At 62.9% G+C, this 13,866-nt stretch carries 16 protein-coding genes; 6 read left to right on the top strand and 10 right to left on the bottom strand.

Going from position 1 to position 13,866, the window contains the following annotated elements:
* The first annotated feature begins 104 nt into the window (after window positions 1-104).
* The gene (locus IPM16_02830; GenBank protein MBK9122042.1) at window positions 105-395 is read left to right on the top strand and encodes a hypothetical protein; all 291 of its coding nucleotides are present in this window, start codon (window positions 105-107) and stop codon (window positions 393-395) included.
* Between the two features lie 69 nt (window positions 396-464).
* On the opposite strand, the gene IPM16_02825 is transcribed toward IPM16_02830, so the two are convergent.
* From IPM16_02825 to IPM16_02815, 3 genes are all read right to left on the bottom strand, one after another.
* A complete protein-coding gene (locus IPM16_02825) occupies window positions 465-773 on the bottom strand; it encodes a hypothetical protein (GenBank protein ID MBK9122041.1) in 309 nt (102 codons plus the stop codon).
* A gap of 15 nt (window positions 774-788) precedes the next feature.
* Entirely contained in the window at window positions 789-1,433 is a 645-nt protein-coding gene (locus IPM16_02820) for an MBL fold metallo-hydrolase (GenBank protein MBK9122040.1), read from the bottom strand.
* 90 nt (window positions 1,434-1,523) lie between these two features.
* Window positions 1,524-3,020 (bottom strand): SH3 domain-containing protein, encoded by a 1,497-nt coding sequence (locus IPM16_02815; GenBank protein ID MBK9122039.1) that lies wholly within the window; start codon window positions 3,018-3,020, stop codon window positions 1,524-1,526.
* Between IPM16_02815 and IPM16_02810 the strand changes: the two genes are divergently transcribed.
* On the top strand, window positions 2,986-3,573 hold the full coding sequence (locus tag IPM16_02810) for a hypothetical protein (GenBank protein MBK9122038.1): 588 nt from the start codon (window positions 2,986-2,988) through the stop codon (window positions 3,571-3,573). The two genes, IPM16_02815 and IPM16_02810, sit on opposite strands and share 35 nt — an antisense overlap.
* A 55-nt stretch (window positions 3,574-3,628) precedes the next feature.
* Here IPM16_02810 and IPM16_02805 read toward each other — a convergent pair whose 3' ends face one another.
* Entirely contained in the window at window positions 3,629-4,411 is a 783-nt protein-coding gene (locus IPM16_02805; protein MBK9122037.1) for a prolipoprotein diacylglyceryl transferase, read from the bottom strand.
* 86 nt (window positions 4,412-4,497) lie between these two features.
* On the opposite strand from IPM16_02805, the gene IPM16_02800 reads away from it, so the two are divergent.
* The 3 genes from IPM16_02800 to IPM16_02790 are packed head-to-tail and all read left to right on the top strand — an operon-like array spanning window position 4,498 to window position 7,672.
* A complete protein-coding gene (locus IPM16_02800) occupies window positions 4,498-5,454 on the top strand; it encodes a phosphotransferase (protein ID MBK9122036.1) in 957 nt (318 codons plus the stop codon).
* Window positions 5,455-5,477: 23 nt separating this feature from the next.
* Complete coding sequence (locus IPM16_02795) at window positions 5,478-6,770, top strand: NTP transferase domain-containing protein (GenBank protein MBK9122035.1); 1,293 nt, start codon at window positions 5,478-5,480, stop codon at window positions 6,768-6,770.
* On the top strand, window positions 6,767-7,672 hold the full coding sequence (locus tag IPM16_02790; GenBank protein ID MBK9122034.1) for an alpha/beta hydrolase: 906 nt from the start codon (window positions 6,767-6,769) through the stop codon (window positions 7,670-7,672). Before IPM16_02795 ends, IPM16_02790 begins: the two co-directional genes overlap by 4 nt.
* Here the strand turns inward: IPM16_02790 and IPM16_02785 are convergent.
* The 4 genes from IPM16_02785 to IPM16_02770 all read right to left on the bottom strand — a co-directional run bounded on the left by IPM16_02785 (window position 7,669) and on the right by IPM16_02770 (window position 12,577).
* Window positions 7,669-8,568, bottom strand: a complete 900-nt coding sequence (locus IPM16_02785) for a hypothetical protein (protein MBK9122033.1) — start codon at window positions 8,566-8,568, stop codon at window positions 7,669-7,671. The genes IPM16_02790 and IPM16_02785 overlap by 4 nt on opposite strands.
* Entirely contained in the window at window positions 8,565-8,945 is a 381-nt protein-coding gene (locus IPM16_02780) for a hypothetical protein (protein MBK9122032.1), read from the bottom strand. Before IPM16_02780 ends, IPM16_02785 begins: the two co-directional genes overlap by 4 nt.
* Window positions 8,946-9,028: 83 nt before the next feature.
* Window positions 9,029-11,440, bottom strand: coding sequence for an endonuclease MutS2 (locus tag IPM16_02775; protein ID MBK9122031.1), 2,412 nt, complete (start codon window positions 11,438-11,440; stop codon window positions 9,029-9,031).
* A 96-nt stretch (window positions 11,441-11,536) separates the two neighbouring features.
* Window positions 11,537-12,577: a prohibitin family protein gene (locus IPM16_02770; protein MBK9122030.1), complete on the bottom strand. Its 1,041-nt coding sequence runs from the start codon at window positions 12,575-12,577 to the stop codon at window positions 11,537-11,539.
* A gap of 196 nt (window positions 12,578-12,773) precedes the next feature.
* Here IPM16_02770 and IPM16_02765 point away from each other — a divergent pair, with 196 nt between their 5' ends.
* Window positions 12,774-13,220: a hypothetical protein gene (locus IPM16_02765; GenBank protein MBK9122029.1), complete on the top strand. Its 447-nt coding sequence runs from the start codon at window positions 12,774-12,776 to the stop codon at window positions 13,218-13,220.
* Window positions 13,221-13,227: 7 nt separating this feature from the next.
* Here IPM16_02765 and IPM16_02760 read toward each other — a convergent pair whose 3' ends face one another.
* Window positions 13,228-13,653 carry a DUF309 domain-containing protein gene (locus IPM16_02760; GenBank protein MBK9122028.1) on the bottom strand — a complete coding sequence of 142 codons (426 nt, stop codon included), beginning with the start codon at window positions 13,651-13,653 and terminating at the stop codon, window positions 13,228-13,230.
* Between the two features lie 3 nt (window positions 13,654-13,656).
* Window positions 13,657-13,833, bottom strand: a complete 177-nt coding sequence (locus IPM16_02755; protein MBK9122027.1) for a hypothetical protein — start codon at window positions 13,831-13,833, stop codon at window positions 13,657-13,659.
* Window positions 13,834-13,866 lie beyond the last annotated feature (33 nt).

Genomic DNA, 13,866 nt, shown 5'->3' with positions numbered 1-13,866 from the left:
CAGAATTTTGCACCGATCACTTTACGTCAGCGCCAAAGTAGTGAATCATAGTGGATAGATTCAAGGTTTCACAATCGCCATGAGTGGGTGAGGTCACAGGACCGATGCCGGTATATACCTATCGCCGTGAAGACGGCACGTTGTTTGATGTCCGCCAATCGTTCTCCGACGAGGCTCTGGCCGTCGATCCGGCAACGGGACAGAAGGTCGTGCGAGTCGTACAGAACGCGGGGGTCATCTTCAAGGGCTCTGGGTTCTACACGACCGACGCGAAGGGCAGTAGAAACGGCAAGGCAAGCGGCGAAAGCAAGACCGAGAGCAAGCCTGCCGCGTCTGAACCGACCTCTAAGCCGGCCGAAAGCGCTGCGCCGTCCACCGCCGCCGCGGCCGACTGACCCCAAAGGAATACGCCCAATAAAACAACAAAGCCCGCGTTCGACGCGGGCGTTTGTGTTTTCAGGCCTTCAGATTTGAAACTCGCCGGACGTTCGCACGACTTTCTGGCTGTAATTGGTGACGCACTCGAGAAGCCGTTCGTGCAGCCGCTGCCATTCGGGACTCTTGAGAATCTTGCGCATCGATGCAAGGTCGTCGGTCAAGCCTTCGGCCATGATTTGTGGCGTGTCGCCGCTGGAGAATGTGGTCAGCCAGAGACCGATAAGTTCAAGCCCTAAGCGCGATAAACCCGGCCCCCACTCGCGCACGACGAACTCAAAGTACTCCTGCTGTTGTTCCTGCTTGATGTCCCACTTCATCAGCAGCTTTACGCTCATGGCGCATACTCCTCGCTACCCGGCAGACACCTGCGGGCGTAGCAAAATCACCTGCGGCTGTTCCGGCAGGCTGCCGGACGTCACCTTAAGTGTATCGTCTTCCTGCACTTTGCTCACCCCCATCTCTTTCAAGAACTTGTCGACCGGGTCGAGAAGCACCGTAAGGTCAGGCAGCATATAGTGCATTGGCACGATGTAATTCGGTTCGATCAGCGCGATGACCTCGGCGGCCATGCTGGCGCGCAAGCTGCTGCCGCCGCCGACCGGTACGAGCAGCACGTTGACCGCACCGAGCGTCTCGATGGTGGACTGGTCGGGGACGTGCGCCAGATCGCCGAGGTGCAGCACCGACAGCGAGCCGTACTGGATTTGATAGCCGACGTTGCGGTGCGTGCGGTCGTCATCAGCCAAGTGCATCGGCAGGCCGTAGATGAACACGCCGCCGACCTCGTATTCGCCGGGGCCGCGCAGCACGTAGTTTGCGCCCTTAACCGCATCGACGCAGTTGTGGCCGGGGCGGTCGTGGCTGACCGTTACGACGTCGCCCTTGAGCTTGAGCGGCGGTAAGCCGATTTCCTCACTGTAGGGATCGGTAACGATGGAAATGCTTCCGCGCTCGGTCAAGCGAAAGCACGAGTGGCCGTACCAGGTGAGTTCCACGAATGGGTGTCCTTTGGGTTGAGCGGCTGCGAGCAGCCGACGCTCTTTTCCCTCAATTTTAGCACAAAATAGCGATGATCGCGCGGGTGATTACGGCGCAATCTGGAGCACTTGCGTGCCGCCGATCGCACTCACAATCCACCCTTCTTCACCCTGCGCCGTGCGTACCCGCCACCAGCGCAGCGCGCCTTGATCGAAGGGCCCTGCCAGCACGCGCACGAATTCGCCGTTGAGCAGATATCGGATGACGTTAGGGACGTCTGCGTTCGGTTCGGTGCGCAGGTTCAGGCCCTCGCTGTTCGGGCTGGCCACGACCAACTCCTGCCCTGCCTCGAATTCCGACCCTTCGACCACACCGGATGGCAGCGTACCCGAGACCGAGACGGCTGGGGTGACACGCACGGTATTGGCGCCGGTAGTGTCCAGCGGACGGATGTCGCCACAAGCCACTGCGCCATCAAGCGGCACGTTCTCCGGCACTTCGACCACGCCCAGCACCTGCTGCCCGGTGGCGTCGCGGCCACCGACAATGACTGCCCGGCTGTTGGACGCCCAGTCGCTGAACTCGTACTTGCACACGTCGCGGCGCAACTTCTTGAACTCGCCGTCGGCGGCCAGCGGCAGCACGATGAACGCCAGCCGTTCATCCTCTCGAATGCGCAAACGCGCCAGCAAACGGGTTCCATCTGGCGACCAACTGACCGACACCGCGTACCATCCGGTGTTGAAGTCTTCGGGTTCGCCCACCGGCGGGTTGACGTACGGATCGCCTTCGGCGTTCACGAAGTCCGGGCAGTTGCGCACGTTTCGCCGGCAGTTGTGCATGACCTGATAAGCCTCGCCGGTGCCGGTATCCCACCACCACACGCCGTCGTTGGCATCGCCGCGCTGCGGGTTGTCGACAACGAACGCGATCTTCGACCCGTCCGGCGACCACGACGCAGCCGTCACCAGCTTGTCGCTGTTCTCAAGACTTCCCGGCCCGAACGACGTAAACGGCGCCGGCATACCACGGCGCTGACCGTTGACCTCCCAGTACATCACGCCGAACTCGTCAGTCACGATCGCCTCGCCGGGCCGGGCCGGGTTGGGGACGCGGAACGGCTGATAGTCCGACGGCGACTCTGCAAACTGCGACGCGGCGCTGAGGGCACCGGGATCGACTTGGAACGGCAGCCCGCCGACCGCCTCGGGAGGCGGCAGCAGCACCTGTATGAGCGCAACCGACAGGGTCGGCGGTGGAGTTACGGGTGGCACGCGCGGCGGCGGCGTGAGCGTTGGGGTCGAGGTCGCTTCCGGCGCGCTGGAATCGCCCGATCCGGGGGTCAACGTCGGAAGCGGCGACTCCGGCGCGATGTCGGATGGTCCGAGCGTCACGGCCGGTGGTGCTTCGATCGTCAACCCCGGCGGTGTGAACAACACGGTCGGCGTGGGGGTATCGGTATCACGCGGCGTCCATGTCGCTGCCGGAGTCGTGAAAAAGGGATCGACAGTGACGATGGTGGGGGCGACTTCTTGCGGCGTATGGCTCGGCGTCCGCGTCAGTGTCGCCGTGATCGACGCCGTCACGCTGGGCGTCTGGGTCAAGCTGGATGTCGCCGTGATCGTGGCCGTAGGCTGCGGGGTGAGCGTCAACGACGGGGTAAACGTCGCAGTACGGCTCGGGGTCTCGGTTGGCAGAGGCGTGGGTGTGTCAGTCGGCGTCGGTGATGCCGACGGAGACGGCGTGAACGTATGCGTGGCACTGGATGTGTTGGTCGGGCCAAGCGTGGGCAACGGCGTATTTGTCGGTGGGACCGTGTTGGTCGGTGAAGCTGTCGGGGTCAGGCTGAGCGTCGGAGTCGCCGTGGCCGTCCGCGACGGCGTGATACTGGGCGCCGCGGTCGCGCTCGGCTCGGGCGACGGGGTCGTGCTGGGTTGTGGCGAGGTCGTGGCGCTGGGTCGGGTCGTATTGGTCAGCGTCGGGCGCGGGGTACGTGACGGCACCAGCGCAACTGCCGTTGTCGCAAGCGTGGCGCTGGGGGTCAACGTCGGCGCGACGGTCGGCGTCGGCTGTGGAATGCCGATGCTGGCGCAAGACGTCAGCAGCAGTGCGCACAACGCGGTCGCCAGTCTCCGGTACACGGCTTGCCCCTTCTGAGATGTCGCTCCACTTTCAGTATAGCGAACCTGACGAGGCTCCCTGCGCGCTCACCCTACGCGGCCCGTATGCGCGATCTGCGGTTGGCAATCAGGACCGCAACGCCTGCCGTACATGCGGCAAGATCGGCCCACTGGTCGAGCCGCAGCCCCGCCAGCATGGGGTTCGGATCGCCTCTTAAGACGCCGAGGAGAGAGCTGCCTGCAAAACAAAGGATGACGGCCGCTGCCAGCAGATTCGCGCCGCGAACGCCAAGCGCACGCAGGCATAGCACGAGAGCAATTGTCACAGCGGAAGCCGCCATGCCAAGCGGCTGAACGGCATAGCGCGGCGCGACCATCAAGTACTCGCCGGCGGCTTCCCAGACCTGCCACGACGGGTAATTCTGCAGGTTGTCGACCTCAACGCCATACGCGCAGGACGCGGCGGCACAGCCCCACCACGCCGCAAACGCGATCAGCGGAAGCCCGCTGCCAAGTGCGGTCAACAGCGGGCGGACCGGTTTACCGGCTCGGCGCGTCCACGCCACCCCCAAAGCGACCGCCGCCAACAGCGCAAGGCGCGGCTCAAGGCCGCCGGACGCCACGCTGAAAGCCACTCCGACGTCGTCAGCGAAGAACTGCGCGTTGTACAACACATATTCGACCCTGCCAGCGGCAATTGCGCCCGCCGCCATGACGAGCACCATCGTCGCCACCCGCTGCGGCGCCCACGATCCGGCATACAGGGCCAGTGCCAGCAGCGCGGTCGCTGTGCAGGCGGTTCCGATCAGCAGTGGATAGGCCGGCAGCAGGTATCCGAATACGTTGGCGGTCGGCCCGTCGAGCGAGATCCACATCGGTAAGGCGCGTCCAATCGTTGCCGAAACACGCTATAGTCTATGCCATCTTTATTTGCACGACCCCGACGCCACCCCGACGAGTCATGCGCACTCCTCCACCGATACCCACCAAGGCGATCGAAGCCGCCCTGCACGATGAATTCGAGTTCGAGTTCCCTCTTCTGACATTCGTGCGCGGCGGCGAGGAGGCTTGGGGCTTCAAAGTCGCCAGCGCACAGGGGGCGTTCCATCTCAAGATCTACGGCAGCGTGGACGAATCGCTGCTCGAACGTCTCGTCGCGTGCCGGGCGCTTCGAGAGACGTTGAACACGGATCGCGTGGTGTCCGCGGTTCCGACCCGCGCCGGGAGCTTGATGTTTCGGATTGGCGGATTCGACGCAGCGCTCTTTCCGTATCTGCTGGCAACGCCTCTCCGCGAGCAGGAGTGGACGGAGGAGCAGGCGGTCGCGATCGGCAGACTGATTGCGAAGATCCACGCCGCGTCGCTCGACGTACCATTGACCTCGGAGCATTTCTCCACTGCGGCTGCCGATACCGCGCAGAACGTGCTCGATGCGCTGCCTGCCGCATTGGAGAGTCAAGATCCCGTACACCACGCTACGGCGATCCTCCTGCTGCCGTGTGAGGGCGCGCTCCGTCGCGAGATCGAACAGCTCAGGCACGCCGCGGAACAGATGCGACGAGTATCCGTTCCGATGGTCGTCTGCCACGGCGACCCGACATGGGGCAACATCTTGTTTGGACCTGAGCCGTACTTAATCGACTGGGACGACATGCTTTACGCGCCCAAAGAGCGCGATCTGGTGTTCTTCGCCGACCCCAACAACCTCGTTCTGGCGGGATACCGGCAGGCAGGTGGCAATGCGGATCTCGATGCGGACGCCCTGATGTATTATCGCGCCCTGTGGAATAATGAGGAAATTGCTGACTTCGGCGGGCGCTTGTTGTTCGAATCGCACTCGGCCGCCCAGAGCGACCATGATCTTGCCCAACTTGAGAATTTCTTGATCTACAGCGGGCTGAACGCGCGCGCAACTTGATGCACCTGAGGACAAGTGGACCTATGCAGAAACCGTATCTGATCGTTCTTGCTGGAGGGGCGTCGTCGCGGATGTGGCCGCTGCGCGAAAAGTCGTTGATCCGTTTCGGTGAACACCCTCTCCTGATCTACCAGCTTCAGCGCTACTCGGCACTCGGGTTCGGCGACGTCGTGATTGTCGGCAACCCGGAGAACACCGACCTTATCCGCGACATGACGTCGCGCGTGTCAGGGCTGCGGGTTCAAGTCGTCACACAGCCCGAGCCGAAGGGCATGGGTGACGCCTTGCTACGCGCAGGCGAAGTGCTGCCGCTGTCGGAACATCCAGCGATATACGTGACACAGGTCCACGACTTGACCGACAGTTCGCTCCATCTAGAAATGCTCGACCGCTACCGCGCCGACCCGTCGCGGTCGTATCTAGCCGGAGTCGAGCGCGAGGACTACTTTCCCGGCGGCTATCTAATCGTCGACGGCGATGGCCGCATCACCGGAATGGTCGAGAAGCCCGGCGCGGAGAATCGTCCGAGCAATCTCGTCAGTATCGTGGCCCACATCCACGCCGATGCAGCCCGGTTGATCGAGGCCATCGAGGCCGAATACGCGCGTGCTGCCACGCCAGACGATCACTACGAACGCGCGATGGATCGGTTGATGGCCGATCACCCGTACTACGTCGTCCGGTACAGCGGGCAGTGGACCGCGCTCAAGTTCCCGTGGCACGTGCTCGACGTGATGAACTTCTTCCTCGGCCAAATTGATGGTCAAAACGTCCACCCCAGCGCGTTCGTCGCCAAGACGGCATCGCTGATCGGGAATGTGTACGTCGGTCCGGACGCACGCATATTCCCCGGTGCAGCGGTCGTCGGCCCGGCTTACGTCGGCGCGGGGTCGATCGTCGGCAACAACGCGCTCGTGCGCAATTCGATGGTGCTGGATCACGTCGACGTCGGTTTCACCACCGAGGTCGCGCGCAGCTACGTGGCCGACAACTGTGCGCTGCACGCGTGCCGGGTCCTCGACTCGATCTTCGCCCCGCGCGTGAACTTCAGCGCAGGCTGTACAACCGCCAATTTACGGATGGATCGCGGACCCGTTCCGACGATCGTTAAGGGCGCGCGCGTCGATACCGGTCTGTCAAAGCTTGGCGCGATTGTCGGTCAGGACGCGTTCCTGTCGGTCGATGTGATGACCATGCCCGGCGTTAAGGTCGGCGAAGGCGCGCAGGTCGGTCCCGGAACGCACGTGTTCCATGACGTGCCGAATCGCACGCGCATCTACGTCAAGCAGGATGTGCAAACCGTATCACTCGAATGAATCGCCTCGCTGCGTTGATTCTGGCGGCGCTCAGCGGCTTTGCGCTTGCCCAACCCCAGCCTGCCGTGCAGGTGGTTACGCACGCGTTCAGCACCGCCGATGAACGGTTGGTGTTGGACGTTTACCTGCCCGCCGATTATCCTCAGGACGCGGACCTGCCCGTGATTTTCATGATCCACGGCGGCGGGTACGTCGCTGGCCGCAAGGAGATCCTCGCGCCATACGCGGCGTATTTCGCTGAACGCGGATACGCGGTCGTGACGCCCCAGTACCGACTCGCGCCCATTCACCCCTACCCGACGCCGATAAGCGACGTGGTGTGCGCGTTGGCGTGGACAACGACCAACCCGGACGGCTACCCATTCGATCTATCGCGGGTGGCGATCATCGGCGAGTCGGCCGGGGGCAACGCCGCCGCCCTGTTGGCCGCACACGACGACCTTCCCGCGCTGCTGGACGGCTGCGCGTATGCACTGCCCAACGAATTCACGTTCCGTGCCGCGGTGACGTACTACATGTACGGAGACCTCACGACCTGCACCGCCCGGTGCGGTTTGCTCAAGCGGGTGACCGGCGGCTATCTTGGGGTCAATCTGCTTGAACTTGGTTCCCGACAGCTTGAGGCGGCATGGGCCGATGCGTCGCCGCTGGCGTGGATCGACGGCAGCGAACCGCCGACGCTCGTGATTCACGGCACGGCTGACAACATCGTGCCGATCAGCGAGAGCGAGCATTACGCGGAGCGATTAGCCGATGTGGGCGTGACGGTCGAGGTGCTGTATCCCGACGGAGCGCCGCACGGATTCATCGAGAAGTTCGCGGTGACTGGCAGCATCGAGGCGCGTGACGCGGTCGAGGCGTTTCTCGCTCGTATGCTGGCCGAAGACGGATCGAGCAACTAGAATGAAGGACGGAACACCACCCGGTACGATGAATTGGTGTTCTGGCCCGTCGCGTCGTTGCACAACTCGCTGGTGATCACCTGTGACGGATCGCTCTGGCCGGGCATATCGACGGTGTAGCCGATACCGGGTTCCATTACGAAATCGGCGTAGTCACGTGTTCGCCCAGGTTTCAAGCCGGTTACAAACACGCTCTCGCCGTCGCGCCAGCTTGCGCGCACGCGCTGGCCGGGCAGTGGAGTTCCATCGCGCTCCTGCACCTGCACGGTAATCAGGCCCGGCGTGTCCGCATCGCAGAACCGTTCAAGCCGGACGATATCGAAGGCGCCTTGCGGCACCACCGTCGGCACGACCCGCACTGGCGTGCTGCCCGGATCGCCCACGTCGGATGGCGGCGTGGCGGTCTTGGTCGGCGGGGGCGGCAGGGTCGGGATTTCAAATACGGTGGACGGCGGGGTCGGAGTTGGACCCACGAACAGCGGGATGAGCTGGTCGGCGCATCCGGCCCGCCCTTGATTGCGGTAGAACGTCATCATGGTGCGGATCGCGCGCTCGCCGCTGGCGCTGTCGACATAGCCCGAGCGCGCCAGGTCGCACGCGACATCGGCGACGTACTGCACCGGATCGCCTTGCGGGCGCAGGTCAAGCAAGCGTGCCACCGCCGCACCGAGGTCGCCGTCGTATCCATAGCCGACCATGATCGCCACGACATAGTCAGCGCGACTTTGGGCGTTCAACTGCCACGGCGCCGTGTCGGTCTCCTCGACCGGCGCGACCTGCCAAGCCCAGTACAATCCGCCGGCCAATCCCGCGAGAATCCCGAAGATCAACGCTCCCCACGACAGCGCGCGGCGCGGACGGTAGTATCGGCTGTCACGCGGAATCTGCGCGCTCATCCCCCCTCCGGCACCGTCGCCTGACGGTAGGAGTCGAACTGCGCAGAGGTGCGGCCCAGCCCTTCGCTGAGCGCGATCAGGGCGCGGATGTCACGTAGATCGCGCGAGTTGGCGATGTAGCGCTCGGCCTGCTGGTAGACGAAATCGGGCACGTCCTGCACGCCCAACACGCGCAGCCGCTCGATGGCTGCCAGCGCGTCGCCGTCGCTGCGATAGCCGTTGGCGATCATCACCGTGTAGGTGTCGCGATACTGCGGGTCGAGCCTGCTGATCGGACTATCTAGATACTCGACCGGAAATTGGAACCAGCCGAGGTAAAGGCCAACGATGACACCGATGACCAACCCGATAATCAGTGAAAGCAGAAAACGAACCATGTACCCGTGGGGAAAGAAAACGACTGCCTGAGCGTAATAATACGCACGAGGCAGTCGTTTGAACAGCCGACGTTGGGTAAGCGCTAGGTGGTCGGCACCATGTGGATGATCGTTACGCCGTCGCCACCCTCGTTAGGATGCGCGGTTTCGACTTTGCTGATCAGCCGATGGGACTCCACAAACTCACGCACCGCTTTGCGCAGCGCGCCCGTACCTTTGCCGTGGATGATCCGCGCAAACGGCAGACCCGCGTTGTAGGCCGCATCCACGTACCAATCAACCCGCTCCAACGCCGTTTCGACTCGCTGCCCGCGCAGATCAAGCTCCAACCCCGGCGACTTTCCGCGCGGAACGCTCGGCTCGGTCTCGGCATACACGCGCGGTTGACCGCGCTTCATCTGGCGCTTCTTACTGGCGTCGCGCTTCTGCAGTTCGCCGATGTCGGCACGGACGCGTAGTTTGCCGACCTGCACAACGACATCGCTGCCCGACAGCTCGGTGACGACGCCTTCCATGTTGAGTGTCGCCAACCAGACCGTATCGCCGAGGCGCGGATGCCATTCGTCGCGTTCGACCGCTTCGGTGACGTTTTCGACCGGCGCGCTGTTCTGGGAGTTCAGGCGATCAGCCCCCATCTGCACGGATCGCAGCGCATCGAGAGGCAGCCCGGCCGTGCGCATGTCGCTGCGCAGGCGCTTAATCTCGCGCTGAAGCTCGGCCAATTCCGTCTCGGCGTTGCGGCGTGCCGCGTTGATGATGTCGCGCCGTTCGTCTTCAATCTTGTCCAGCCGCGCTTGCAGCGAATCCCGCTGCTCCTGCAATTCCTGACGCAGGGCGGCGGCCTCTTCGTTCTGCCGGCGGATCATCTCGCGCGTGCGGTGGATCTCGTCAAGCAGATCGTCGGCGATCAAGTCCTCGGTGGCAACCATGCCCCGCGCCGCTTCGATGATCGACTCGCCCAGCCCAAGCCGGCGGGCAATCGCAAGCGCGTTCGAGCGCCCGGGCAACCCGACGATCAGGCGGTAGGTCGGCGCGAGTGTTTCGAGGTCAAACTCGACGCTGGCATTGCGTACGCCCGGCGTCTCGACGCTGTAGACCTTCAGTTCCGGGTGATGCGTAGTGACCATTGTCGTCACCTGCCGATCAAGCAGGTGGCTGAGGATCGCACGGGCCAGCGCCGAGCCTTCGGTCGGGTCGGTTCCCGCGCCCAGTTCGTCCAGCAGCACGAGCGAGTGTTGATCGACCGCGTCGAGGATGCGGATGGTATTGGTCAAGTGCGAGCTGAACGTCGAAAGCGACTGTTCGATGCTCTGCTCGTCGCCAATATCCGCAAACATCGCGTCGAACACGCTCAGCTTGGCAAACTCCGCTGGCAGATGCATCCCGCTTTGCGCCAGCGCCACCATCAAGCCGACGGTCTTGAGGGCAACCGTCTTGCCGCCAGTGTTCGGGCCGGTGATGACAAGCACCCATGTGTCGGCATCGAACTCCACGTCGATCGGGACAACGTTGCCCTTGAGCAGCGGGTGCCGCGCGCCGCGCAGCTCGATCGTGCTGCCGGGGTGCCGCCCTTCAGTCGCAGGCGACGATCCACGCTTGGCCATGAACGGCACCAGCGTCGGTTCCGTGGACTTGGTTCGATCCGCATACTGGGCCTTGGCTAAAACGAGGTCGAGGTAGGCCAGCACCTCGACTGTTCGCACGATGCGCTCGCTGTCGGTAGATACCAGATCGGTCAGCGCCAGCAGTATCCGGCGGATTTCCTTCTCTTCCTCAAGCTGAAGCTCGCGCCACTGATTGTTCAGTTCGACCGTTTCGATCGGCTCGATGAACAGGGTCGCGCCGGATGACGACGAGTCATGCACGATGCCAGGAATCTTGCCTTTGTGATCGGCTTTGATCGGGATGACATAACGTCCGTTACGCTGCGTGATAAGTTGTTCCTGCAGGAAACCGGACTTGGCGTGAGAGTTGAGGAGGCGGTTGAGCTTCGTCTGCAGACGGTCGAACGCGATCTTGAGATCGCGCCGGATGACCGCTAGGCGCGCGCTCGCCGTGTCCTTCACCTCGGCGTTGTCGTCGATCGCCGCTGCAATTGCATCCTGTAGGTCGATACATTCCTCGGCCTGCTGTGCCAGATCGGACAGCATCGGATACATCGACTTCATGCGGCCCAACGAACGTTTGATGGTCGTTGCGCGGCGCATGGTCGACCGGATGCTAAGCAGGTCGGACGCTTCGATGATGACGCTGCGCTGCGCGCCGATGGCGAGGTCGCGCACGTCGAAGACGCCGCCAAGCGAGATGTTGACCTTGTCGGCGAACATCGCGCGGGCTTCGGCTGTCTCGCGCTGCCATGTTTCTGCCTCGTCGTAGCGGTCGGTCGGGCGCAGTTCGCGCACCAACTCCGCGCTGCCGCTGAAAGACGTGAACTCGATCAGCTTTTCGAGGACCTTGTGATATTCCAGAGTCTTGAGTGACTTCTCGTCGATCATGTGTTATGTGCCCATCGTGAAACCCCGTCCGGTTGACCGGACGGGGTGTGAGATATCAGGTTGTTGAGTCCTCCCACGACGGGCTGGCCGAGCGAGCTAATTGCCGCCCGTCGCCGTCGCCGCGTTAGAGAGCGACTCAAGGTCGAACAGGAATGGACTGTTGCTGGGTACAAGCGCAATCCCGACGTTGTCCGACAGATTGCGAATGTATTCGTACTGGATAAGCAGCGGGTTGGCGGCAAGCTGTTCGCTCACGAGCGCAAGCGCTTCGGCCTGAGCTTGTGCGAGCAAGCGGATTCCTTCCGCCTCACCTTCAGCGCGAGCGATGGCTGCGTCACGTGCACCCTGCGCGGTCACGCGCACACGCTCGGCTTCCTGCTCTTCCTGCTGTACGCGGAAGGCTGCTTCCTGTGCCTGCCGCTCGGCAATCTGCACGCGCTCGATGGACTGCGCGAATTCCTCGTTGCTGAACGTCACGTTGCGGATAATCAGGTCAGAGACCTCGAAGCCTTCTTCTTCAAGCCGCTGACGTGTGGCTTCTTCGATCGCCTCTTGAATTACCGTACGGCTGTCGGCATAGACAGCCTCGGCACGGAAACCGCTCACCGCATCGCGGACGAAGCCGCGCAGCACCGGGCGGATCAGGTCATCCTCATACCGATTCTGCCAACGTTCGTGCACAATATTGACGTTCTGCGGGTCGATGCGATAGATGACGGTCACATCCAGCAGCACTTCCTGGCCGTCGATCGTACGCACCTGAACGGCATCGTCTCCACTTCTCGAGGCTTCTTCCGCAACCCCGGACATCGTGTACTGCTGGAAGCTGATCGGGTAGATCGTGGCTTCTTGCAGCACTGGAACGATGATGTGCGTCCCGGAGCGCCGCGGCGTATCGAGGTCACCGGTGAACGTCTGGAATACGACCGCGACCTGCTGAGGCTCGACGACGATCACGCCTTGACTGACGAGCGACAGACCAAGACCCGCGATCAGAGCGATCACCACCAGCGGAATCAGCCCGCGTACGGGGCGGTTCTGCGAAGACCAAACGACGATCAAGCCGATACCACCAAGGAACAGAAGAAACGCTACGGCCGCAACTGCGCCGAGTAACCCGCCAATGCCACCCATCATTACAACCTCCCGAAAAGCTCACCGAAGCGGAGCCATACGTTCACAACAGCGGCCGATTATATCATGACGACCGTGAGCATCTCCTGAGGACACGCCCAAGCCCTCATTGGTTGGGGGCGTAGTCAGCCTGAGGCCAAATGTGGTACTATGCTCGCATTGGGAAAACCCGGCTGCGCGCCGATGCATTAGGGGAACCATGTCTGAAAATGTCCTGACGCGGATGGTTCGGTTCGCGATTGGCGAAACGCGGGTTGATCGTGCCTATGCGTTTGACAGCGAAGGCGCGCTGGTTGAGCATGCGGTGCTCGACAGCCACAGTACGGCCTCGCCAGACATCAGCGAGTATATGCACAGCCTTGTGCGGCGCGCGCTTTCGAGCGGGCAGTTGGTCCTGAGCAACAACACGTTCATCGACCCGACCGAGGCCCCCAGCACGAACACCAGCATCAAGAACTTGCGCATCTACGTAGTGCTGCCCATTCGCGGCATCGGCGCCTTATTCCTCGACCAGCCGATTGGCTCCGGCATCGTGCCGCGCCCGACCATCGACCGTATGTACGCCATGTGCCAGCGGCTTGCCGACCGTGCGGACTCGGACACCCTCACGGACGCCGACATTAAGTCGCTCTACGTCGAGCAGTAGCGCCCCGCTAGACCATCGGGACAGGCGTCAGCAGCGCACGATCTACGGTGTCCAGACGGTCTGGCCCAGCCTCGGCAATCGCCCGGCGTAAGCGGCGCGCGTTCCGACGCAGAGCCTCGACATCGACACCCTGGCACGTCTCGGGTGCGAAGTCCGCCCAGCGAAGCCCCCGATCCAGCATTTTCAGCGCGCCGCGCCAGTTGCCGCCTTCGACGTGATAATACGCAATTCCGATCTGCAGGATGGCGCGATACAACTCGCGAACCGGTGACTCCGTCGCCGCCCACAGCGCTTCCAACGCGTCATGCTGTTTGTAGTATTCGCCGGCGTTGAACAGCGCGATCGCCTCGCGAGCCTCTGCGGGCAGGGCGCACCCGCAGTCGTGTTCCATGCGCGCCCGCCACTCGGCGCTGGGCTGGAAATCGCGCGGCACCGGCTATGGCGTCGATGTCGCCACGATGGCGTCAGGCTGACCGTTCACGAGGCTGACGATCACGGAGATCGCGACCGCCGCCAACGCGATGGCAATCAGCACGAACAAGAGGAAACGTGCCAGCGCGCGAATCTGCTGGCGCTCCTGACTGGAAAGCGGGGAACGTGCCTGACTCATCATTCATGTATCCTTAGCGTACAAGTCCGTTCCGGC

The organism is Candidatus Flexicrinis affinis (genome assembly GCA_016716525.1).
In the GTDB taxonomy this organism is placed as follows: domain Bacteria; phylum Chloroflexota; class Anaerolineae; order Aggregatilineales; family Phototrophicaceae; genus Flexicrinis; species Flexicrinis affinis.
Note: the sequence above shows the minus strand (reverse complement) of the source record. Positions and strands in the feature narration are given on the sequence as shown.

Bases quoted from the DNA above. Each gene is read 5' to 3' on its own strand.
- IPM16_02775 (MBK9122031.1), bottom strand. From the start codon at position 11,440: ATGATCGACGAGAAGTCACTCAAGACTCTGGAATATCACAAGGTCCTC.
- IPM16_02770 (MBK9122030.1), bottom strand. From the start codon at position 12,577: ATGATGGGTGGCATTGGCGGGTTACTCGGCGCAGTTGCGGCCGTAGCG.
- IPM16_02780 (MBK9122032.1), bottom strand. From the start codon at position 8,945: ATGGTTCGTTTTCTGCTTTCACTGATTATCGGGTTGGTCATCGGTGTC.
- IPM16_02795 (MBK9122035.1), top strand. From the start codon at position 5,478: ATGCAGAAACCGTATCTGATCGTTCTTGCTGGAGGGGCGTCGTCGCGG.
- IPM16_02785 (MBK9122033.1), bottom strand. From the start codon at position 8,568: ATGAGCGCGCAGATTCCGCGTGACAGCCGATACTACCGTCCGCGCCGC.
- IPM16_02800 (MBK9122036.1), top strand. From the start codon at position 4,498: ATGCGCACTCCTCCACCGATACCCACCAAGGCGATCGAAGCCGCCCTG.
- IPM16_02830 (MBK9122042.1), top strand. From the start codon at position 105: ATGCCGGTATATACCTATCGCCGTGAAGACGGCACGTTGTTTGATGTC.
- IPM16_02825 (MBK9122041.1), bottom strand. From the start codon at position 773: ATGAGCGTAAAGCTGCTGATGAAGTGGGACATCAAGCAGGAACAACAG.
- IPM16_02790 (MBK9122034.1), top strand. From the start codon at position 6,767: ATGAATCGCCTCGCTGCGTTGATTCTGGCGGCGCTCAGCGGCTTTGCG.
- IPM16_02805 (MBK9122037.1), bottom strand. From the start codon at position 4,411: ATGTGGATCTCGCTCGACGGGCCGACCGCCAACGTATTCGGATACCTG.
- IPM16_02765 (MBK9122029.1), top strand. From the start codon at position 12,774: ATGTCTGAAAATGTCCTGACGCGGATGGTTCGGTTCGCGATTGGCGAA.
- IPM16_02755 (MBK9122027.1), bottom strand. From the start codon at position 13,833: ATGATGAGTCAGGCACGTTCCCCGCTTTCCAGTCAGGAGCGCCAGCAG.